21 protein-coding genes and 1 pseudogene are annotated in these 19,111 nt (G+C 63.1%); 8 read left to right on the forward strand and 14 right to left on the reverse strand.

Annotation, left to right across the window (positions count from 1 at the left end; translation table 11 throughout):
- Positions 1–17 precede the first annotated feature (17 nt).
- A complete protein-coding gene (gene bioA, locus HOLFODRAFT_RS0213880) occupies positions 18–1,370 on the forward strand; it encodes an adenosylmethionine--8-amino-7-oxononanoate transaminase (RefSeq protein ID WP_005036342.1) in 1,353 nt (450 codons plus the stop codon).
- 4 nt (positions 1,371–1,374) lie between these two features.
- Here bioA and HOLFODRAFT_RS21425 read toward each other — a convergent pair whose 3' ends face one another.
- From HOLFODRAFT_RS21425 to HOLFODRAFT_RS0213905, 5 genes are all read right to left on the reverse strand, one after another.
- Entirely contained in the window at positions 1,375–1,917 is a 543-nt protein-coding gene (locus HOLFODRAFT_RS21425; protein ID WP_158412961.1) for an HD-GYP domain-containing protein, read from the reverse strand.
- A 195-nt stretch (positions 1,918–2,112) separates the two neighbouring features.
- Complete coding sequence (locus tag HOLFODRAFT_RS0213890) at positions 2,113–2,346, reverse strand: hypothetical protein (RefSeq protein WP_005036347.1); 234 nt, start codon at positions 2,344–2,346, stop codon at positions 2,113–2,115.
- Positions 2,347–2,376: 30 nt separating this feature from the next.
- Positions 2,377–3,525, reverse strand: a complete 1,149-nt coding sequence (locus HOLFODRAFT_RS0213895) for a UDP-galactopyranose/dTDP-fucopyranose mutase family protein (RefSeq protein ID WP_005036348.1) — start codon at positions 3,523–3,525, stop codon at positions 2,377–2,379.
- Between the two features lie 87 nt (positions 3,526–3,612).
- Entirely contained in the window at positions 3,613–4,509 is an 897-nt protein-coding gene (locus HOLFODRAFT_RS21430) for a mechanosensitive ion channel family protein (protein WP_005036351.1), read from the reverse strand.
- 71 nt (positions 4,510–4,580) lie between these two features.
- Positions 4,581–5,132: an acetate uptake transporter gene (locus HOLFODRAFT_RS0213905; protein ID WP_005036354.1), complete on the reverse strand. Its 552-nt coding sequence runs from the start codon at positions 5,130–5,132 to the stop codon at positions 4,581–4,583.
- Positions 5,133–5,426: 294 nt separating this feature from the next.
- On the opposite strand from HOLFODRAFT_RS0213905, the gene rpmB reads away from it, so the two are divergent.
- The 4 genes from rpmB to gdhA all read left to right on the forward strand — a co-directional run bounded on the left by rpmB (position 5,427) and on the right by gdhA (position 8,417).
- The gene (rpmB, locus tag HOLFODRAFT_RS0213910) at positions 5,427–5,618 is read left to right on the forward strand and encodes a 50S ribosomal protein L28 (protein WP_005036355.1); all 192 of its coding nucleotides are present in this window, start codon (positions 5,427–5,429) and stop codon (positions 5,616–5,618) included.
- Positions 5,619–5,688: 70 nt separating this feature from the next.
- Positions 5,689–6,384, forward strand: a complete 696-nt coding sequence (tsaB, locus tag HOLFODRAFT_RS23385; protein WP_005036357.1) for a tRNA (adenosine(37)-N6)-threonylcarbamoyltransferase complex dimerization subunit type 1 TsaB — start codon at positions 5,689–5,691, stop codon at positions 6,382–6,384.
- A complete protein-coding gene (locus HOLFODRAFT_RS23390; protein ID WP_005036359.1) occupies positions 6,381–6,794 on the forward strand; it encodes a GNAT family N-acetyltransferase in 414 nt (137 codons plus the stop codon). Before tsaB ends, HOLFODRAFT_RS23390 begins: the two co-directional genes overlap by 4 nt.
- Before the next feature lie 276 nt (positions 6,795–7,070).
- Positions 7,071–8,417, forward strand: coding sequence for an NADP-specific glutamate dehydrogenase (gene gdhA, locus HOLFODRAFT_RS0213925; protein ID WP_005036362.1), 1,347 nt, complete (start codon positions 7,071–7,073; stop codon positions 8,415–8,417).
- 64 nt (positions 8,418–8,481) lie between these two features.
- Here gdhA and HOLFODRAFT_RS0213930 read toward each other — a convergent pair whose 3' ends face one another.
- Positions 8,482–8,685 carry a cold-shock protein gene (locus HOLFODRAFT_RS0213930; RefSeq protein ID WP_005036364.1) on the reverse strand — a complete coding sequence of 68 codons (204 nt, stop codon included), beginning with the start codon at positions 8,683–8,685 and terminating at the stop codon, positions 8,482–8,484.
- A gap of 209 nt (positions 8,686–8,894) precedes the next feature.
- On the opposite strand from HOLFODRAFT_RS0213930, the gene rlmF reads away from it, so the two are divergent.
- On the forward strand, positions 8,895–9,884 hold the full coding sequence (gene rlmF / locus HOLFODRAFT_RS0213935; RefSeq protein ID WP_005036366.1) for a 23S rRNA (adenine(1618)-N(6))-methyltransferase RlmF: 990 nt from the start codon (positions 8,895–8,897) through the stop codon (positions 9,882–9,884).
- A gap of 43 nt (positions 9,885–9,927) precedes the next feature.
- Here rlmF and HOLFODRAFT_RS21445 read toward each other — a convergent pair whose 3' ends face one another.
- The 8 genes from HOLFODRAFT_RS21445 to HOLFODRAFT_RS0213975 all read right to left on the reverse strand — a co-directional run bounded on the left by HOLFODRAFT_RS21445 (position 9,928) and on the right by HOLFODRAFT_RS0213975 (position 17,240).
- On the reverse strand, positions 9,928–10,224 hold the full coding sequence (locus HOLFODRAFT_RS21445) for a hypothetical protein (protein WP_005036368.1): 297 nt from the start codon (positions 10,222–10,224) through the stop codon (positions 9,928–9,930).
- 112 nt (positions 10,225–10,336) lie between these two features.
- Positions 10,337–10,702 carry a rhodanese-like domain-containing protein gene (locus HOLFODRAFT_RS0213945; protein WP_005036370.1) on the reverse strand — a complete coding sequence of 122 codons (366 nt, stop codon included), beginning with the start codon at positions 10,700–10,702 and terminating at the stop codon, positions 10,337–10,339.
- A gap of 2 nt (positions 10,703–10,704) precedes the next feature.
- Entirely contained in the window at positions 10,705–11,124 is a 420-nt protein-coding gene (gene trxA, locus HOLFODRAFT_RS21450; RefSeq protein ID WP_005036373.1) for a thioredoxin, read from the reverse strand.
- A gap of 8 nt (positions 11,125–11,132) precedes the next feature.
- Positions 11,133–11,339: a YgaP family membrane protein gene (locus HOLFODRAFT_RS0213955; protein ID WP_005036376.1), complete on the reverse strand. Its 207-nt coding sequence runs from the start codon at positions 11,337–11,339 to the stop codon at positions 11,133–11,135.
- A gap of 9 nt (positions 11,340–11,348) precedes the next feature.
- Positions 11,349–14,570, reverse strand: a complete 3,222-nt coding sequence (locus HOLFODRAFT_RS0213960; RefSeq protein WP_005036380.1) for an efflux RND transporter permease subunit — start codon at positions 14,568–14,570, stop codon at positions 11,349–11,351.
- Complete coding sequence (locus HOLFODRAFT_RS0213965) at positions 14,567–15,586, reverse strand: efflux RND transporter periplasmic adaptor subunit (RefSeq protein ID WP_005036382.1); 1,020 nt, start codon at positions 15,584–15,586, stop codon at positions 14,567–14,569. The genes HOLFODRAFT_RS0213960 and HOLFODRAFT_RS0213965 overlap by 4 nt, the downstream gene beginning before the upstream one ends.
- Positions 15,583–16,884, reverse strand: a complete 1,302-nt coding sequence (locus HOLFODRAFT_RS21455) for a TolC family protein (protein WP_005036384.1) — start codon at positions 16,882–16,884, stop codon at positions 15,583–15,585. The genes HOLFODRAFT_RS0213965 and HOLFODRAFT_RS21455 overlap by 4 nt, the downstream gene beginning before the upstream one ends.
- A 26-nt stretch (positions 16,885–16,910) precedes the next feature.
- Complete coding sequence (locus tag HOLFODRAFT_RS0213975) at positions 16,911–17,240, reverse strand: ArsR/SmtB family transcription factor (protein ID WP_005036387.1); 330 nt, start codon at positions 17,238–17,240, stop codon at positions 16,911–16,913.
- 144 nt (positions 17,241–17,384) lie between these two features.
- On the opposite strand from HOLFODRAFT_RS0213975, the pseudogene HOLFODRAFT_RS25575 reads away from it, so the two are divergent.
- Together HOLFODRAFT_RS25575 and HOLFODRAFT_RS0213980 are read left to right on the forward strand one after the other, a co-directional pair.
- Positions 17,385–17,555, forward strand: a pseudogene (locus tag HOLFODRAFT_RS25575) (LysR family transcriptional regulator); the annotation flags it as partial.
- A 126-nt stretch (positions 17,556–17,681) separates the two neighbouring features.
- Positions 17,682–18,566 carry a LysR family transcriptional regulator gene (locus HOLFODRAFT_RS0213980; protein WP_244432677.1) on the forward strand — a complete coding sequence of 295 codons (885 nt, stop codon included), beginning with the start codon at positions 17,682–17,684 and terminating at the stop codon, positions 18,564–18,566.
- Positions 18,567–19,111: the final 545 nt, after the last annotated feature.

Genomic DNA, 19,111 nt, shown 5'->3' on the forward strand with positions numbered 1-19,111 from the left:
AGACCGCCGGAGTCCCCATGACCCACCTGCTTCCCTCCGAATGGTCCGATCGTGTGGCCTTTGATCTGGCCCACGTCTGGCATCCCTTCACCCAGATGAAGGAGCACTTGGAGGAGCCTCCCATCCCGGTGGTGGGGGCCGAGGGGGTGGATCTCCTGCTGGGGGACGGGCGCCGGGTCTTCGATGGCATTTCGTCCTGGTGGTGCAACCTTCACGGCCACGGCCACCCCAGGATCCTGGGGGCATTGGAGCGCCAGGGGGCCAAGCTGGACCATGTGATGTTCGCGGGCTTCACCCACGAGCCCGCCCTGGAACTTGTGGCCCGGTTGCGTCCCCGGCTTCCCAAGGCCCTGACCCGCTGCTTCTTTTCGGACAACGGATCCACGGCGGTGGAAGTCGCCCTCAAGATGGCCTTCCAGGCTCAGATCCAGCAGGGGCGAGCCAATCGTACGCGCTTCGGCGCCCTGCGGGAGGGCTATCACGGCGACACCCTGGGGGCTGTGGGCGTGGGGGAGCTGGACAACTGGCTCACGGGGGTCTTCCGTCCCCTTCTGCTCCACTGCGACCGCTTCGCCGTGCCCGAGGATCCTCGGCGGGAAGTGGTTGGAGAAGCTGACGCATCCCTGGACACCGCTCGGGCTGGGGTCAAGGCCTTCTTCGAAGCCCACGGCGAGACCATGGCGGCTTTCGTGGCGGAACCTCTGGTGCAGGGGGCTGGCGGCATGCGCTTCTGGGCTCCGGAAATCCTCCAGGAGATCCGGAGCCAGTGCGACCGCTTCGACATATACCTGATCCTGGACGAGGTGATGACCGGGTTCGGCCGCACCGGGACCTTCCTGGCCCTGGATCAGTGCGGTGTGGTGCCCGATTTCCTCTGTCTTTCCAAGGGGCTCACCAATGGGACCCTGCCCCTGTCCCTCACCTGGACCACAGACGCTGTCTATCAGCACTTCTGGGGGGACTACACGCAGTGGAGGACCTTCTTCCATGGCCACACCTTCACCGCCAACCCACTGGCCTGCGCGGTGGCCTGCGCCAGCCTCAGCCTCTTCGACGAAGAGCCGGTGATGGCCCGGGCCCAGGCTCTGGCCGCGACCATGCGGAAGGGCTGGGAGGGGCTTTCCGGGCACCCTGCCGTCCGCAGGGCCCGTACACTGGGCTGCATCGCGGCCTGCCAGATCGTCGATCCCGCCACGGGCCAGCCCCATCCCGTGGAGGAGCGTTTCGGGTGGGCGTTCCACCGTCGGGCCCTGGACCACGGCCTTCTCGTGCGCCCCATGGGGGACTGTCTCTATCTCATGCCGCCCCTGGCCACCCCTCCTGCTCGGGTCCAGGAGGTTATCGAGACCTTGGCGAAGCTGCTGGACTGATGGCCTACGCCGCGGTCGCAGGGCGCCCTGGCTGAAGACCGCAGAAGCACGCTGCCAGATAGGGATCGAACTGCCTTCCACGCTCCCGCCACAACTCCTCCAGGGCAGCCTCTCGGGTCTTGACCGGGCGGTAGGTGCGGTTGCTGGTCATGGCATCGAAGCTGTCCGCGATCGCCAGGATGCGTGCCCCCAGCGGAATGTCATCTCCTGCCAGCCCGTCTGGATAGCCCTTGCCGTCGTAGCGCTCATGGTGGTGGCGAACCATCAGGGCCACCTCGCCGAGCCCCTTCACACCCTTGAGGATTTCAAAGCCAATGACGGGATGGGTCTGCATCACCTCATACTCGGCCGGGGTGAGGCGGCCACTTTTCAGGAGGATCCCGTCCGGGATTCCGACTTTTCCGATGTCATGCAGATCTCCGGCGATGTGGATGGCCGAGGCACTCCAGGAAGGAAGCCGTAACTCATGGGCCAGTGAAGCTGCCAGATCAGAGACCCTCTGGCTGTGACCAGCCGTGTAGGAATCCCTGGCTTCCAGAGTGTTCACGAAGCTCTCGATGAATGCATGGATATCGATCTGCAGACTGCTGGGGTGAGGGGGCGGGGTTCGGCGCGGCATAAGGAAGTGTATTGTGAGACTCAGTCTCAACTCAATGCTGTATTTTGGGGAAGGGCTCTTCCTGACACTAGGGCTGGCTGTGAGGGGGGCGGGACCCCCCTGAGTAACCGGGAACATTTCCGACTAGAAGAGCCACCACTTCTTGAGTCGGAATCTTCTGGCGCAGGGGTGGAACACCCGTCGCCCGTCGGGTTTGGCCAGTTCTCGTCGGATGGTGGACTCCCTGACTGGGATTTTCTTGCAGTTGAAGAACTGCATCTCCTCCGATGCCTTGATCTCGCGATAGATATGCGGGAGGGCCGCCACCTCGAAGCCCAGGGCGCCAGCGTACAGGGGGATTCTTAGTTCATCGTGCACCAGATCCGGGATGTCCTCCTGGGGCAGGCATCAGGACAAAGCAGCGGGGAAGACCGGCAGGGACCTCCCCTCCGCTTTGGCGTGGAGCCAGGTTTTCGAGAACGCGAGGGATTCGGCGACAACCTGGTGCATGTCCAGGTAGCGATAGGTGCCGAGGCGTCCAATGAAGGAAACCCCACGCTCGTGCCCAGCCCTCTCCATGTACCGCCGGAGGATGGTCTGGTCCGCTTCCAGCCGCTTGGGGTAGTAGGGGATATCTCCCTCGCCGGTCTCCTTGCTGTATTCCCGCGAGACCCGGGTCCGGGTGTGGGTCTCCCAGGGCGCGAAGTGCTTGTGCTCCAGCACCCTGGTCCAGGGGACATCCAGCCTCGTGTGGTTGATGACGGCGGTGCCCTGTACGTCGCCCTCGTGATTCTCGCTTTCCCAGAAGACAGTCCGGTACCCCAGTCTCCCTTCGCAGAGACCGTAGAACTGGTCGAGGGCGCCCGAGAAGAATACATGTTCGGCTTCCTGCCTCATCTCGGGGTCCCAGGCCGTATTGAGCCGGACTTCCACGGATGGGTGGGCCAGGATGTTCTGGATCACCTCGGTGTAGCCCTCGACCGGCATCGCCTGGTAACGGCAATCGTAATAGCTGTCGTTGTATGTGAAGCGCACTGGCAGTCGCTTCAGCACCTCTGGGGGAAGCTCCTTGGGATCGCACCCCCATTGCTTGATGGAGTAATCCCTGAAGAAGGCTTCGTATAGTTCGCAGCCGAGGAATTTCAGGGCCTGTTCCTCGAAGTTCGCGGGTTCCTGGATGTCTGTTGCCGCCAGGGTTGCAAGGAAGTCCCGGGCTTCATCGGGACTCAAGGTTTTCCCGAAGAACTGGTTGATGGTGTGCAGGTTGATGGGCAGGCTGAAGATCCCCCGGCCGGTGCTGGCCTTGACCCGGTTGACAAAAGGGGACCAGGTGCCGAATCGCTGAAGGTAGTCCCAGACGGAAGTGTTGGATGTGTGGAAGATGTGCGGGCCGAAGGCATGCACCATGACCCCGGTGTCCGGGTCCCTCGGTGTGTGGCAGTTCCCGCCGATGTGGTCCCTTGCGTCGATGACGCGAATCGGCCACCCTGCCTCGGCAAGTTCCCGAGCGAGCACAGCCCCTGCAAATCCGGCACCGACGATCAGGACATGCTTCATGGATCACCTCTGGATGGTGTTTGCTTGGGATACCGGCCTTGGAGGCGTGCGGAGATGCGGGAGGCGGAGGTTCTGGAATCCGTCCGACTAGGCGTCTCCGTCCGGCAGGGGCGCTGTGCCCCCGTGGCTTCTGTTCCATACGACCCGCTGGGGCAGGGCCATGGAGAGGCCCTCTTCCCGGAAGCGCGCGAGGATCCGGCGGCGGAGTTCCCGGGCCACGTCCCACTGGGCCCCGGGTGCCGTCTTGGTGAGGGTCCGGATGGTGCAGCCACTGGCGTTCATGTTTTCGATGCCCAGCACATTGGTGGGCTCGATTGCCTGGGCGGGCATGTCCTGTGCGATCTGGGCACCCAGCTCCCGAAGGACTGCCATGGCGCGCTCCACATCGGTATCGTTGCTGACCTCGATATCCACCAAGGCCCGGGCGAAGTTCTTGCTGAGTACCGTGACCTTCGCGATGGCCCCATTGGGCACGTAGTGCGCCCGCCCTTCGCTGTCCCGGATCATGGTGATGCGCAGGGTCATGCGTTCGACGGTGCCGCTGGTGCGCTCGTCCAGGCTGATGATGTCGCCGACGGCGAACTGGTTCTCCAGCAGCAGGAAGAACCCCGCGATGACGTCCTTCACCAGGGCCTGGGCCCCGAAGCCCAGGGCGACGCCGGCCACCGCTGAACCCGCCAGGAGAGGCTGGATATTGACTCCGAACTCCTGGAGGGTCATGAGGAGAAAGAAGACCACCGCCAGGACCCGGGCGGCGTTCTTGAGGACCGAACCGAGGGTTTCAGCGCGGCGTTCGGCCTCGGTGGTCACATCGGCATCGCCGTCGTCCACTGCTTTGCGGACCGCTCTGGATACCAGGCTGATGGCCCAGAGGAAGATGAGACAGGTCACGACGACCAATAGCAGTTTCTCGACCTTGGCCCACCCGAACTGGTTGAACCAGGTCGCGAACTGTCCCAGCCTGGCTCCAATGATTACACCCATGCGCTTTCCCTCATCATGCGAAGAACGCGGCCGAAGCCGCGTTCTCATCATCCTATAACTCCGTTGCTTTCTCAGTGCTTGGCGCACTCGCCCTTGCAGAAAATGTCGCCGTAGAAGATCTTGGCGGCGCCATAGATGGCGGATCCGGCGCAAAGGATCAGGTCGATGGCGGCGATCTTCTTGAAGATCTCCAGGCCCATGTGGTCCAGATCCAGGAAGATGAAGCCGAGCAGAAGCAGGGTGAACACCACGGCCAGGTTCTTGGAAATCTTGAGGGCGGCAACCCACAGGATGGCCGTGAAGATGGTGTAGGCCACCAGGAACCAGAGCAGGTCGTGGGGCTGGACCGGGAAGAGGTTGAAGCGGCCGGAGAGGAGGATCAGGATCAGGCTGATCCAGAAGGAGCCGTAGCCCACGAAGGCGCAGGCGCCGAAATTGTTTCCGATCTTGAGCTCCTGGAGACCAGCCCAGAACTGGGCGGCGCCGCCGAAGACCAGGCCGAGGGCGAAGACGGGGCCGAGGCCACAGAGGCCGAGGTTGTGGAGCTGCAGCACGAGGGTGGTCATGCCGAACCCGGTGAGTCCAATCACTGCGGGATTGCCGGGGTTGGTGGAATGGGACATGTGGAACCTCTGAAGGGTGCGCCTGGGCGCATCGGTGGCATGGATAGTCAGTCGGGGGGCGCTCCAAAATCAGGCCGCTACCCTGGCCGAATCTCATATATTACCGCTGAATGTCCCAGGAGTCATGGTCTGAAAAGCCGGGTGGGGGCTGGTCATACGACATATCGCCGTAAACGGGCAGACAATCGGTTTGCAGGCCTGGGGTGGGCTCGGTGATTTGACCTTGTGATCCTTGGAAAATTTGCTAAACTAATCCTCCTTTGGTGTCGCCGTACCCGGTTTCGAGAGGTCACTATGTCCCGTCAGTGCGAAGTTTGCGGAAAGAAGCCCCAGTTCGGACACAACGTGTCCCACGCTAACAACATCACCAACCGCCGCTGGAATCCCAATCTTCAGAGCGTGCGTGCCCTGGTCAACGGTGTGCCCCGTCGCATCCGCGTCTGCACCTCCTGCCTCCAGGCCGGCAAGGTCGTCAAGAACGTCTGATTCCATTCGGCTGAACGGCCCAAGGCGGTTCCCGCGATCGTGGGGCCGCCTTTTCGCGTTGGAGGCGGCCATGATTCTGGGCATCGATTCCACGACGGAGCGCTTGCACCTCGCCCTTGTGGCGGGGGACCGGGCTTGGACGCGGGGGATTCCGGTGGGCCAGGGGCACAGCCACAGCCACGCATTGCTGCCGGCCATCAGCGAGTTGATGGCTGAGGCCGGGGCCGGTCCCGCCAGGCTCACAGGGGTGGCGGCCTGCGTTGGGCCCGGCGGCTTCACGTCCCTGCGGATCGGTGTGGCCACCGCTGAGGGCCTGGCTCTCACGGGGCTGCCCACATGGGGCTTTTCCGCTTTCGAGCTGCGGGCAAAGGCTCTTGGTGAGGCCGGTGTGCCCGGTCCCTTCTGGATCCTGCTGGATGGCCAGCGCCAGGAGGCCTTCGTCCAGAAATGGGGGGGGGCTGCCCTCAGCGAGGCCGAGAGGCGGCCCATGGCCTCCCTTCCGCATCACCTGGGTGGGCTGCCCTGGTGGGCGCCCCAGGCCTTTCATTCTCGCCTGGATCCAATTCTGGGGCCCTGTCCCATCAAGCTACCCGACGAAGGGGATGCCACCCTCAGGGGGTTGGTGGCCCTTTGCCGGGAGCGGGTGGGTCAGGTGCCCGAATCCCCTCTGGTGCCCTTCTACCTTCGTGAAACCGACGCCGAGGTCAACTTCCCGGCGGCCTCGACCCATCTCTCTCCCGCACTCCGTCAGGGGCTTGCCCGGTGACTCGCATCCTGCCCTTGGGGCCGGGATCGGAGCTGCCGACCTGGGTGGATGCCCTGGAGCAGAGCTGCTTCGCCCAAGTCTGGGGTTCCATGGCAGAGCATGAGCTGCTCTGGGGCTGCGGGGAAAAAGGCTTCGCTCGCTGGTCCGTATACCCGTCCCTGGGGGAGGCCGAGCTTTTGCGTATTGCTGTGGCCCCGGCCTCTCGCCGGGAAGGTGTGGGGCGTGCCCTGCTCAGGGTATCGGTCAAGGGGCTGCGGGAGCTGGGGATCGTGGAAGCTCGCCTTGAAGTGAGGGTCTCCAACAAAGCGGCCCGGACCCTTTATGAATCCGAGGGCTGGAAGGTTCAGGGGCTGCGCAGGGCCTACTACCGGGATGGGGAAGACGCCGCCCTGTACCTGATCAAACTGTAGTTCAGCGCTTTGCGATGAACGAGTGGAGGCGCCATGCGCCCCTCGCGTTCCCGTAACTGGTGGCCTGCCTGTCTGACGGGGGCCTGGGCCGGAGGTGTCCCGGTGTGCGTATGGTATGATGATTGCAAATCTTTTTATAACTATATTTAAATCCCAAAAGATGGGATTGGCTCCTTGTGTATCTGTGGGATTGGAACAAAATGGTGTACGGATTCCTGGATTTTATTTCATAATCAAAATCAATCAGCCTACGGGTCAAAATATGGAGGTTTAGTCGTGAGTCTTCAAACTCTTCCGAGTTTCCTGGAGCATGTCTCCAAACGCAATCCGGGTCAGCCTGAGTTCCTTCAGGCGGTTACGGAGGTGATGGAAAGCCTCTGGCCATTCATCCAGGAGAATCCCAAGTTCGCCGAAAACGGTCTGCTGGACCGCCTTGTGGAGCCCGAGCGGGTCATCACGTTCCGGGTGGCCTGGGTGAACGACAAGGGTGAGGTCCAGATCAACCGTGGCTATCGCATCCAGCACAGCTCCGCCATCGGCCCCTACAAGGGCGGACTCCGCTTCCATCCCTCCGTCAATCTGTCGATCCTGAAGTTCCTCGCCTTCGAGCAGACCTTCAAGAACTCCCTCACCACCCTGCCCATGGGTGGCGGAAAGGGAGGCTCGGACTTCGATCCCAAGGGCAAGAGCGACAACGAGGTCATGCGTTTCTGTCAAGCCTTCGTGACCGAACTCTTCCGCCACGTCGGTTCCGACACCGATGTTCCCGCCGGCGACATCGGCGTCGGTGGCCGCGAGGTTGGCTTCCTGACCGGCATGATGAAGAAGCTCAGCAATCGTGCGGATTGCGTATTCACCGGGAAGGGCCTGAGCTTTGGAGGTTCCCTGATCCGTCCGGAAGCCACGGGCTACGGAACGGTCTATATCGCCCAGGAAATGCTTAAGACCAAGGGGCGCAGCTTCGACGGCATGAAGGTGAGCGTTTCCGGCTCCGGCAACGTGGCCCAGTACGCTGTGGAGAAGGCCATGGCGCTGGGGGCCAAGGTCCTGACCGTCTCCGACTCCAGCGGGACCATCCTGGATGAGGCCGGTTTCACCCCCGAGAAGCTGGCCATCCTCATGGATGTGAAGAACAGCCTGCGTGGGCGCGTGGCCGACTATGCCAAGCGTGTCAGCGGCGTCAAGCTCCTGGAGGGCGTCCGCCCCTGGAACGTGCCTGTCGACGTGGCCCTCCCGTGTGCTGTCCAGAACGAGCTTGATGGCAACGATGCCGCCACCCTGCTGAAGAACGGCGCTGTCTGCGTGGCTGAGGGCGCCAACATGCCCTGCACCCTCGATGCGGTCAAGGTCTTCGAGGACAACCGGGTGCTCTACGTGCCCGGCAAGGCCAGCAACGCTGGCGGTGTGGCCACCTCCGGTCTGGAGATGAGCCAGAACGCCATGCGCCTCTCCTGGACTCGGGAAGAGGTCGACGCCCGTCTCCACGGCATCATGTGCAGCATCCACGAGGCCTGCTGCCAGTACGGCCGCCGCGCTGATGGCACGGTCAGCTACGTGAACGGCGCCAATGTGGCCGGCTTCGTCAAGGTCGCTGACGCCATGATCGCCCAGGGCGTCATCTGAGCTTCCTAAACCAAGAGAACCCCGGGCATAGCCCGGGGTTCTCTTGGTTTTAGATCGAGTGGAACTAGATCTTCTGGACGTTGGTGGCCTGGGGGCCCTTCTGGCCCTGGCCTACCTGGAAGCTGACGCGCTGATTCTCGTCCAGGGTGCGGAACCCTGACGTTTCGATGGAGGAATGGTGCACGAAGAGGTCCGTGCCACCTTCATCGGGGGTGATGAATCCGAAACCCTTTTCTGCGTTGAACCACTTGACGGTGCCTTGAGCCATGACGACTTCCTGTTCTTGTACCTGGAGGTGTATGCATTGTTCCTTCCAGGCAAGTAGGCAACGCTTTTTGGGGTCCGCACAATAGGCGGGTAGCCCTCAGTATACGGTATTTCTGTCTCCTGATTTTAAAAAATCGATGTAACCGTTCGTCTCCTATCGAGGACGCCACCGTTCCATACTGGATGGCCCCAGGAAGGAGTCGTACAGGTATGGGAAAACGAAAACCAGTGGTAGTGAAGAAGGCCGAGCCTGGGAGTGATTCGAAGGGCTTGCACCCCCGGAACCCGCACCGGGGACGCTACGACTTCGGTAGCCTTGTGAGGAGCTGCCCGGAACTGGGGCCTTTCGTTGCGGTGAACCCGTACGGGGACCTGTCGACCGATTTTGCCAATCCACAGGCTGTCAGGGCCCTGAACAAGGCCCTGCTGAAGCACGTCTATGGGGTGGAGCACTGGGAGATTCCGGCGGAGTTCCTCTGTCCCCCCATTCCGGGCCGGGCGGACTACATCCATCACCTCGCGGATCTCCTGGGCTCCTGCCATGGCGGCGCCATCCCGAAGGGGGGCAGCATCCGGGTTCTGGATATCGGCGTCGGAGCCAACTGCATCTATCCGATCCTGGGGCATTGCGAGTACGGATGGCGTTTCGTGGGTTCGGATATCGATGCCAGAGGGCTGGCCGCCGCGAAGAACATTCTCCATTACAACCCAGGGCTTGCCACAGCGATCGAATTGCGGCGCCAGGATACCCCTGAAAGGATCTTCAGCGGGGTCGTGAAGGCAGATGAGGTCTTCGAACTCTCGATGTGCAATCCCCCCTTTCACGCCTCTCTCAGGGAGGCACGGGAGGGCACCCTGCGGAAGTGGCGGAACCTGGGGCGGGAGGCCGGCGAAAGGAAGGCTCCTGTGCTGAACTTCGGAGGGCAGGGAGCAGAGCTGTGGTGCTCAGGCGGCGAAGCTGCCTTCGTGCGGCGGATGATTGAGGAGAGCGCTGGTATTCCGACCCGCTGCCTCTGGTTCACAAGCCTTGTCTCCAAATCCGCCAGCCTCCCGGGGCTGCGGGCGGCGCTGAAGCAGGCGGGAGCCACGGAGTTCCGAACCATCGAGATGGCTCAGGGGCAGAAGAAAAGCCGGATCCTCGCCTGGACCTTCATTGGTCCGGAGGAGCGCAAATCCTGGGCTGCGGGATGGGAAGTCTGATGCTGCCTGTGCGAATGGCCGCTCATGCCATTCCTGGACAGTCTCAGACCAGCAGGGAGATGACCGCCCCCACTTTGGCAGCGGCTCCAAGCCACTTGCCGGCGGTGTAGGCGCTGTCCGTCTCGGCAGCCTGCTCATCGGGCTCATCGAGGTCCAATGCACCGTAAGCGAAGGACTTCAGGTTGGAGGCATCCTCTGCGACCTGGGCCTCCCCGTCAGCCGAGGCCGTGGTGGCAGCGCTCGCCTGGGCATCCGTCTTCTGTTCCCCGGCAGCTTTTTTGGGCTCAAGGGTCCGATCCATCGCTGGATTGAGCGTCGCGCCTGTCCGGGTGATCTCCATTGAATGCCTCACTTGCTTGGGTGGTGGACTACCTTCCAATCATCGGCAGGGATTGGAAAAACCTCAGTGATTTTTTTGAGAAATCTTCCAAGGGCCTTCGGGAGTCCATCTGCTACCTCGCATTCCTCCAGGGACCCACGTTGTATACCAAGGCAAATCCCGCGGAGTTCAGGATCCGCTTGGCTCTGGAGCTTCTTGCTCCACTTGCGCAGCAGGCGAGGATGGGGCGCGCGGGGTCCAGCTCTTTCAGCCTGTCCGGGAGTTCGTTCAGCGGTATGTTGAGGCTTCCGGCCACATGGCCATCAGCAAACTCGGCCTGGGTGCGCACATCGAGCACCAGGGCATTGCGGCGCTTGAGCTCGGCAAGTTCCTCCACGTTCAAACCCCCGGTAAATCCCCGGAACGCCCCAAGCAGAACCCGCAGGACAAACAGCGCCAGAAAGATGAGGACGATGAGGCGGATGGCGGAATAGAGCACGGCTAGTTCTCAAGGGCACTGGTGAGGGTCGCCGCCTGTTGGACACCTGTGAACCGTTGGATCTCCTGTCCCTTCCTGAAGACGATCAGGGTGGGGATGGCCCGGATGTCGAAGCGCTTGGCCAGAGCCGCTTCTTCGTCCACATTCACCTTGCCCACGACGGCACGATCCCCGATCTGGGCGGCGGCCTCCTCAAGGATGGGGCCCTGGGTTCGGCAGGGACCACACCATGGGGCCCAGAAATCCACCAGGACAGGCTTCTCCTGGCCCAGGGCCCCCTCGAAGGAAGCGGTGGTCAGGTGGAGCACTCCGCTTGTCGAAGGGGTGGAGGGGCGGGGGGGGCTGCTCCGGTTACAGCCCGGGAAGAGCATAAGGATGCCCAGGGCGAAGAGGGTGGCTTTGAGTTCAGCTCGCTTGGTCATGGGAATCACTATAATCCGCAGGCACCATCTTTGGGTACGCCCAGCTTGACCAGGATCCTGGTCCCGAGGCACCAGTTGGTGAGACCGCTCTGGAAGAGGTTCAATCCGACAAAGACCGTGAGCCAGAGCCAATAGGGGCTGTGCCAGTGGGCCAGGGCTAGGCTGGCGAGGATGAGGGTGCCCGCGAAAGTGTGTACGATGCGGTCGGCATTCATTTTGACCTCCTAATCATTGGACGCAGGAAGGGAGCCCTGGCGACGGAGTTCCTCGGCACGCCCCCGGCGGGCCACGAGGTAGTAGAGAACGGGCACGGCAAGACGGGAAAGTACCGTGGCGGCCACTTCTCCAGCCATGAGGCTGATGGCGAGGCCCTGGAAGATGGGATCCGCCAGCATCACCGAGGAGCCCACCATGACTGCGGCGGCGGTGAGGAGCATGGGGCGGAATCGCACCACGCCTGCTTCCTCCACGGCGTGCTCCAGGGTGGCTCCCTCCCGGAGCTTCAGCTCGATGAAGTCCACCAGGATGATGCTGTTGCGCACGATGATGCCGGCCCCGGCGATGAAGCCGATCATGCTGGTGGCAGTGAAGAAAGCTCCCAGGAGCCCATGGGCGGGGATGATGCCGATGAGGGAGAGGGGGATGGGTACCAGGATGACCCAGGGCACCGTGAAGCTTTCGAACCAGCCCACCACCAGCACGAAGATTAGTACCAGCACGGCGGCGAAGGCCAGGCCCAGATCCCGGAAGACCTCCAGGGTGATGTGCCACTCGCCGTCCCACTTCATGATCAGGTTCTCGGTGTTTTCTGGGTGGGCCAGACCCAGGCGGGCGACGGGCTTCCCATCGGTGCCCTTGAGGGCGTCGATCTTCTTGTTGAGGGCGGCCAGGGCGTAGACCGGGCTTTCGATGGTGCCCGCCAGGTCCCCGAAGACGTAGCTCACGGGCATCAGGTTCTTGTGGAAGATGGCGGCATTCTCATGCCCCTGCTCCACCTGCACCAGTTCGGAGACGGGTACTGCACCCCGGGCGCCGGGGACCGTGAGTTGAAGGAGGCTGTCCAGGTGCTGACGGGCGGTTTCGGGCAGTTGGAGGATGACCGGAACCTGAGCCGCGCCTTTCAGGACATGGAAGGTGCCCAGCTCATGGCCCTGGCCCGCCAGATAGAGGGTCTGGACCACGTGATTGGGGGCTACGCCGTGGAGGGCGGCTTTCTCCCGGTCCAGCACCAAGCTGATTTTGGGGGAAGTGGGGTTGAGGGTGGAATCCACATCCACCACGCCGTCCACGCTCTTGAAGGCCCCCAGGATCTCTCTGGAGAGACGCTCCCGCTCCTGCTCTGTGGGGCCGTAGACCTCTGCCACGAGGGTGTCCATGACCGGCGGACCCGGGGGGATCTCCACCAGCTTCAAACGGGTGCCAACGGGCATGGGGAGCCTCAGGAGTTCGGGGCGCAGGCGCATGACGATGGCGTGGCTCTGCTCCTTCCGGTCCCCCTTGGGCACGAGGTTCACCTGGATATCGGCCATCTCGGCCTCCTGGCGCAGGAAGCTGTGGCGCACCATCCCCACGAAGGTGAAGGGGGCCGCGTCTCCGGCGTAGACCTGGACATCCTTGACCACGCTCTCCTGCATGAGGCGCCGGGCCAGGGTCTGGGCTGCGGCCATGGCGTCTTCCCGGGGAGTACCCGCCGGGAGATCGAGCTGCACCATGAATTCCGACTTGTTGTCGAAGGGCAGCATCTTGACCTTCACCAACCCGAAGCCCACCAGGGAGAGGACTCCGGCGAAGAGCGCCAGCACACCCGCGAAGAAGGCCAGGCGGACCCTGGGCTTCAGGAGCAGGGCCTCCATGACCCTGCGATAGAGGCGGGTGCTCCAGTCCTCGGGCTTCGTCTCCACGGCGGCGGTTTCGGCGGCGTGGCCCTCTTTCCTGAAGACCTTCATGGCGGCCCAGGGGCTGATGATGAAGGCGATGGCCAGACTGAAGATCATGGCCAGGGAGGCCCCGATGGGGATGGGGCGCATGTAGGGGCCCATCATGCCCCGGACAAAACCCATGGGCAGGATGGCGGCGATGACCGCAAAGGTGGCCAGGATGGTGGGGTTGCCGACCTCGTCCACTGCCTCCACCACGATGCGGGCGAAGGTGTTATGCTGCCCAGGAAGATGCATGTGGCGGTGGATGTTCTCGACCACGACAATCGCGTCGTCCACCAGGATGCCGATGGAGAAGATGAGCGCGAAGAGGGTGACCCGGTTCAGGGTGTAGCCCAGGAGGTAGGTAAGGAGCAGGGTGAGGGCCAGGGTCACCGGGACAGCCACACCGACGACGACCGCCGAGCGCCAGCCCATGGCGAGGCCGATGAGGGCGATGACGCTGAGGGTGGCGATCAGGAGATGCTCGATGAGCTCGTTGGACTTCTCACCGGCGGTCTCGCCATAGTTCCTGGTCACCGTGAGCTGGAGTTCCCGGGGCACCAGACCGCCCCGGAGGGCCTCCACTTTGGCCAGGACCTTTTCCGACAGGGCGGTGGCGTTGGTGCCCGCCCGTTTGGAGAGGGTCAGGCTCACGGCGCTCTGGAAAGAGCCCTTGGTGCCGTAGGCCACCAGGGGCGGTGTGGGTTCAGGTCCATCGGTGACCGTGGCCACGTCTCCCAGGTAGATGGGACGCTGGTTGCGCACCGCCACCACCAGGCGCTTGATTTCGGAGGAGTCCAGCATGAAGTCCGTGCCCTCCAGGGCCGTACGCTGGCCCCGGTCCACCAGGGCTCCGGCGGGGAGCTGGGCATCGGCGGCCATGAGGGCGGGCTGGAGTTCGGCCAGGGAGAGGCCGAGGCTGCGCAGGCGATCGGGATCGGGCTCAATGCGCACCACCCGGCGCGCGCCGCCTACGACCTTCACCTGGGCGGTGTCCGGCACATGGGAAAGCTCCTTGCCCAGCTCGTCGGCCATGGCCCGGAGCTGGCCCGAGCTCTGGTTCTCTCCGTGCAGGGTGAGCACCAGGAAGGGGACGTCATCGATGGTCTGGAGCCGCACCAGGGGCTTCATGGCCTGGACCGGCAGGATCTCGGGGTGGGCGTCCACCTCCTGGTGGACCTTCGCCAGACTGGGTTCCTGGGGCTCGTTGACCTTGAATCGCACCGTGATGAGGGCCATGCCCGGGCGGCTGGTGCTGTAGACGTACTCCACCCCGGGGATGCCCCAGAGGCGCTTCTCCAGGGGGGTGGTGACCTGGCTTTCGATCTCCCGGGGGCTGGCGCCGGGGTAGGGGACGTAGAGGTCCACCATGGGCACCACGATCTGGGGTTCCTCCTCCCGGGGGGTGAGGGCCACCGCCAGGAAGCCCAGCAGAAGGGCGGCCAGCACCAGGAGGGGTGTCAGCTTGCTTCGGAGGAAGGTCCGGGCCAAACGTCCTGCCAGGCCCAGCTTGAGCTTGTCGATCATTTCATCACCTCGATGGGCTGCCCATCCTTGAGGTCACCGGGGCTGTCGATCACGCCTTCCCCGCTTTGGAGTCCGGCCCGCACCGGGAAACGATCCCCAAGGCGCTCCCCCAGGGAGAGCCAGCGAAGCTGGGCCTTGCCGTCCTTGGCCACGAAGACGCCGTTCAGTTCACCCCGCTGGACCAGGGCTGTCTGGGGCACGAAGGGGGTGGTGGTCTGGGGCTGGGGCTTGGCTGGCAGGAGCAGACGGGCGAAGCTTCCGGTGCGCAGAGCTGGGCCACCCTTGAGCACCCGGGCCCGGAGGGCGGAGCGGTGGGAGATCGGGTCGCCCCCCGGGGCCAGGGCTGTAATCTCGGCCTGGCCCGGGACCCCTTCAACTTCAAAGGCAAGCCTCTGGCCCATCCGGAGGCCCTTGCTCTCCTGCTCAGAAATGGACGCGGTCAACTCCATGGCTCCCTGGCCCTCCAATTCCACCAGGGGAGCACCGGGGCCCACGAAATCTCCCTCGTTGACCCTTCGAGCCTGGATGACCCCCGAAAAGGGCGCCCGGATCTGGGTGAATGCCAGATTGGCCCTGATCGCTGCCACGCCTGCCTGGGCCTGGGCCAGCTGGCTCTGGGCCATCTCCAGTTCGCTGGGGGTGGCTGCGCCCTGCTGGGCCAGATTGCTGATCCGCTGGTGGTGGGCCTTGGCGGCGGCCATTCCCGCTTCGGCAGCCTTGAGCCCCCCCTGGAGATCCTCATCCGCGAGGCTCACCAGCAGGGTGCCCGCGGCAACCTTGGCACCCTCCGAGACATGGACCCGCCGCACCGAGGCGGCCATGCGAGTGGAAAGGGTGGCTCGCTGGGTCGAGGTGAGGGTGCCAGCGACCCAGCCCTGCTGTTCGGCGGAGCTTGCCTGGATCAGCTTCACCCGGGCCGTCGGAAGGGAAGGGCCTTCTGTCTTGGACGGATGGCCACAGGCGAGACCGAAGACCAGAACGGCGCTCATGGCCGTGAGGATGGGGGGGTGGCTCATGGCTGCACTCCTTCGACGGGCTGGCCCAGGGCAAGGGCGAGTTGGGCTTGGCTGATGCGGAGATCCAGCTGGCTGGCGAGGAGCAGGGCCCGGGCCCCTGACAGGCCGCTCTCTGCGTCCAGCACCTCCACCAGGGGCAGGAGGCCTTCCCGGTGACGGGCCTGACGCAGGGAGCGCACGGACTCCGAGGCGGTCATGGCTTCCCGGGCGGATCTGAGGCGGACCTGGGCGGTCTCGACGGCCCGTCTTGCCTCCTCCGCTTCCCGGGAGGCCTGCTGCTCCTGCCATCTGAGGTTCAGGGCCGCAGCCCGTTCCGAAGCCCTCGCCACCTCCAGGCGGCGGCGTTCCGGCCCGGAAAAGATCGTCCACTTGGCCCCGATGCCCAGGTTGGTCCAGGTTCCCCCACTATTCCAGGTATAGCGGGCTGTGCCCCAGGCGGCGCTGAGCCCCACCTCGGGCAGGAGGCTGCCCCGGCTGGCCTTGACCCCCTCATGGGCGGCCTGGACCTGGAACTGGGCTGCCTGGAGATCGCCCCGCGGCTGCGCAGGGGGGGCTCCTTCGAGCGGACCTTCGATGCTGGAATTCAGGTCCGCGTCCTGGACCGAAGTGCCCATGAGCAGTTCCAGGCCAGACTTGGCCGAGGCCATCCGCTGCCGGGCTTCGGCCTGAGCCGCCTCTGCCTGGGCCCGGAAGGCCGATGCCCGCAAGGCTTCAGACCTGAGCATGAGCCCCTGGTCCACCCGGGCCTGGACGAATCGTTCCGTTTCCTGGGCTTGGCGCAGGGTGTCCTCGGCATAGGCGAGCCCCTGCCGAGCTGCCTGGGTGCCGAAGTAGGCCTGGACCACCCCCATGGCCACCTGCTGGCGGCGATGGGCCTGGAGGGAAGCCTCGGACTGGGCCATCGCCTCCCCGGCCCGTCCGGCAGCCTGGATGCGTCCCCCGGCGTAGATGGGCTGGTTCAGGTTCAGCGACATCCCGAAGGCCGTCAGTGCGTCCGGGTGGTTGAGGCGGTCCGGCATGAAGTCCGCCTGGCTGATCCTGGCCTGGTTCAGGCGTGTGCCGAAGACCATCATGGGCTCGTCCGTGCGCTGGATGCCTGCGGAGGTGGTGAGGGTGGGGAGGCGCAGGGCCTTCATGGCCTCGGATTCGGCCCTGGCGCGGTTCACCAAGGCCTCGCCTGCCTGCAAACCGGCCTGGTCCCGCCAGGCTCGCCGAATGGCGTCCTGGATGGACAGGGGTTCCCCGCCCCAGAGTTGGAGAACCGTGAAGGGAATTAATAGCATTGTCTTGTTAACCATGTAGGAATACTCCAGCCTAAAAAAAGTCAACTCAAGGCCTTATAGGAACTCCGAACCCGCTCGCTTACGTGACCACAAACAATCCCGCAGATCTCTTCGACCAAAGGCAGCACCGGCCTGAAAAAGACGCTGTTGCCTTGGGGTTCCCGCAGCACCAGTCCGACCCTGGACAGGCATGCCAGGTGCTTGCTGGCATTGGCCTGGGAGAGCCCCGCAGCCTCGGCAAGAGCGCCCTGGCTCAGGGGAGTGCCCGCGTCCAGCAACGAACGGAGGATCTTGAGGCGGGAGGGATCCCCCAGAGCCGCAAAGAGCTCACTCACTTCTTCGATCATGGGGTTGGTCAGGTGGGGTTTCATGGCAATCTCAACAACTGAATGATAATATGGTTGTTGTTTGGTGCAAGATGGAAAAGTGGGGGAAATGGCCTGATAGGGTCTCTTTCGCTCTGAACTCAAGCCGGGACTCTCAAACCCCGCTAGGCTTGGATCTGGGGAGTTCCGATGGATGCGCGTCAGTTACGCGGTTTCATGGCTGTGGCAAATTGTCTGAGCTTCAGCAAGGCCGCGGAACGCCTTGGCATGACTCAGCCGACCATCAGCTATCAGGTGGCGTCCCTGGAGCGCTCCCAAGGACTGAGGCTTTTTGCCCGGAACACCCGGGGAGTGCGCCTTACGCCGGCCGGACTGTACTTCTTTGACCAAATGCAAAGATTGTGTGCCGAATACGAGGGTTTGGTGGCCCAATACCTGCCTTCTTCCAAAGGAGATCATGAAAGGGGAGCCAGTCCTGGTCTGTGCATGGACATCCGCCAGCTTCAGTGTTTCCATGCTGTTGCATCTTCACAAAGCTTCACCAGGGCAGGACAGAGCACCCTCAGAACCCGGCCCGGTATCCGCTACCAAATCGGGTGTCTGGAGCAGTCCCTTGGCCAGAACCTTTTCCAGCGTGGGCATAATTCAATCTCGCTGACTGAGGCCGGGCGCCTCTTTTCGGAGCGGGTGCGCGGCCTGTTGCTCGATTACGAGCGAATTGTCCTCCAGGCCAAGGGCATTGGCACTGGGGAGGGGGGTGCCTTGACCATCGGATTCCTGGACGGGGTTCTGATGCAGACGCTTCCGGGGCTCATCCGGGCGTTCTCGATGGCCTGCCCAGGGGTGCGAGTCAAGACGATGCATGTCTCCCTTGCCCACATGTTTGACGCCATCCTGGCGGGGGAGATCGATTGCGGATTCGCCCCGACCTTTGAACACATCTCTCCGGTTGGAATCCAGAGCCAAGTGGTTCTGAGGGATCGCATGGTGGCGGTCATGTCGGAAGATCACCCCTTCGCCAGTCGGAAGAACTTGAGCCTTTCGCACCTTAAAGGGCAGCCCCTGTTGAGTCTTGCCGAGAGCATTGGGGGGCTTGGGGTCAAATGGCACAAAGCCCTGTGCGTCAAGTTCGGTCTGGACTCCGGCCTGACTGAATATTCGCCGGATTTTCCCTCCCTCTTCATGGCTATCGGGATGGGGCGAGGGATTGCCATACAGCCGCGGCAGATTCTCCAGGAATACGGCAATGCCCGCATTCGAGCCCTGGAGTTGGAGGGGGAGGATATGGAGGTTGAGTTCGTTGTGGCCTGGAGAGCCGAGGCGAGCAGCCCTCTTCTGCCTACGTTCCTGCAGGGTTTCAATCGAATTTGAGGCTAAGGGTGATCGATCCTGGGGCTGTGGCTATCCCGGACTGCCTGTTGGTTATAGAAAAAACTTCCTCAATAAAATAGCTTAATAATTAAAAATGCACCATTTTTGGCACATTTGCCGTTATTTTGATTAATAATATATTTACTCCTGGAGTCTCGGGGATCTCATTGATTCCAATTTCGCGTTGGACGGTTTTGGGATGCCTTTCATACTGGATGAGTCAACCACATGACCTCTTTGGAAGAATCCACGACGGAAATCCTAGGTAAGTTAGCAGTTGAACGAAGCCGCTCCGCGGCGGGGGTGGCGCCGTGTGGCGGGCCCGCGCAGTAAGAAAGCTAGCAATTCCATGTAAATGAAGGCTCCTTGGTCATCGCGATGTTGACGCATCGCCAGACGACTGTCAAGCGACATGAAAATTAACCCACCCGGCGACACGAATATTGACCCCCTTGTTGTATGAGCCCGTGGGGTGTCTGGAGCGTAGGCCGTAGGCCGAAGCGGAGGACACCCCACTGGGTGCGGCTCAGGTGGTGGCCGCTGGC

The organism is Holophaga foetida DSM 6591 (assembly GCF_000242615.2).
GTDB classification, from domain to species: domain Bacteria; phylum Acidobacteriota; class Holophagae; order Holophagales; family Holophagaceae; genus Holophaga; species Holophaga foetida.

What these genes read in the sequence shown, in the direction of transcription:
- rlmF (WP_005036366.1), top strand. Translation starts at nt 8,895, where the DNA reads ATGGGAAAACGAAAACCAGTGGTAGTGAAGAAGGCCGAGCCTGGGAGT.
- trxA (WP_005036373.1), bottom strand. Translation starts at nt 11,124, where the DNA reads ATGACCAAGCGAGCTGAACTCAAAGCCACCCTCTTCGCCCTGGGCATC.
- bioA (WP_005036342.1), top strand. Translation starts at nt 18, where the DNA reads ATGACCCACCTGCTTCCCTCCGAATGGTCCGATCGTGTGGCCTTTGAT.
- HOLFODRAFT_RS0213975 (WP_005036387.1), bottom strand. Translation starts at nt 17,240, where the DNA reads ATGAAACCCCACCTGACCAACCCCATGATCGAAGAAGTGAGTGAGCTC.
- HOLFODRAFT_RS0213965 (WP_005036382.1), bottom strand. Translation starts at nt 15,586, where the DNA reads ATGAGCCACCCCCCCATCCTCACGGCCATGAGCGCCGTTCTGGTCTTC.
- HOLFODRAFT_RS21455 (WP_005036384.1), bottom strand. Translation starts at nt 16,884, where the DNA reads ATGGTTAACAAGACAATGCTATTAATTCCCTTCACGGTTCTCCAACTC.
- HOLFODRAFT_RS0213955 (WP_005036376.1), bottom strand. Translation starts at nt 11,339, where the DNA reads ATGAATGCCGACCGCATCGTACACACTTTCGCGGGCACCCTCATCCTC.
- HOLFODRAFT_RS0213930 (WP_005036364.1), bottom strand. Translation starts at nt 8,685, where the DNA reads ATGGCTCAAGGCACCGTCAAGTGGTTCAACGCAGAAAAGGGTTTCGGA.
- HOLFODRAFT_RS0213895 (WP_005036348.1), bottom strand. Translation starts at nt 3,525, where the DNA reads ATGAAGCATGTCCTGATCGTCGGTGCCGGATTTGCAGGGGCTGTGCTC.
- HOLFODRAFT_RS0213960 (WP_005036380.1), bottom strand. Translation starts at nt 14,570, where the DNA reads ATGATCGACAAGCTCAAGCTGGGCCTGGCAGGACGTTTGGCCCGGACC.
- HOLFODRAFT_RS0213905 (WP_005036354.1), bottom strand. Translation starts at nt 5,132, where the DNA reads ATGTCCCATTCCACCAACCCCGGCAATCCCGCAGTGATTGGACTCACC.
- tsaB (WP_005036357.1), top strand. Translation starts at nt 5,689, where the DNA reads ATGATTCTGGGCATCGATTCCACGACGGAGCGCTTGCACCTCGCCCTT.
- HOLFODRAFT_RS21445 (WP_005036368.1), bottom strand. Translation starts at nt 10,224, where the DNA reads ATGGAGATCACCCGGACAGGCGCGACGCTCAATCCAGCGATGGATCGG.
- rpmB (WP_005036355.1), top strand. Translation starts at nt 5,427, where the DNA reads ATGTCCCGTCAGTGCGAAGTTTGCGGAAAGAAGCCCCAGTTCGGACAC.
- HOLFODRAFT_RS0213980 (WP_244432677.1), top strand. Translation starts at nt 17,682, where the DNA reads ATGGACATCCGCCAGCTTCAGTGTTTCCATGCTGTTGCATCTTCACAA.
- HOLFODRAFT_RS21430 (WP_005036351.1), bottom strand. Translation starts at nt 4,509, where the DNA reads ATGGGTGTAATCATTGGAGCCAGGCTGGGACAGTTCGCGACCTGGTTC.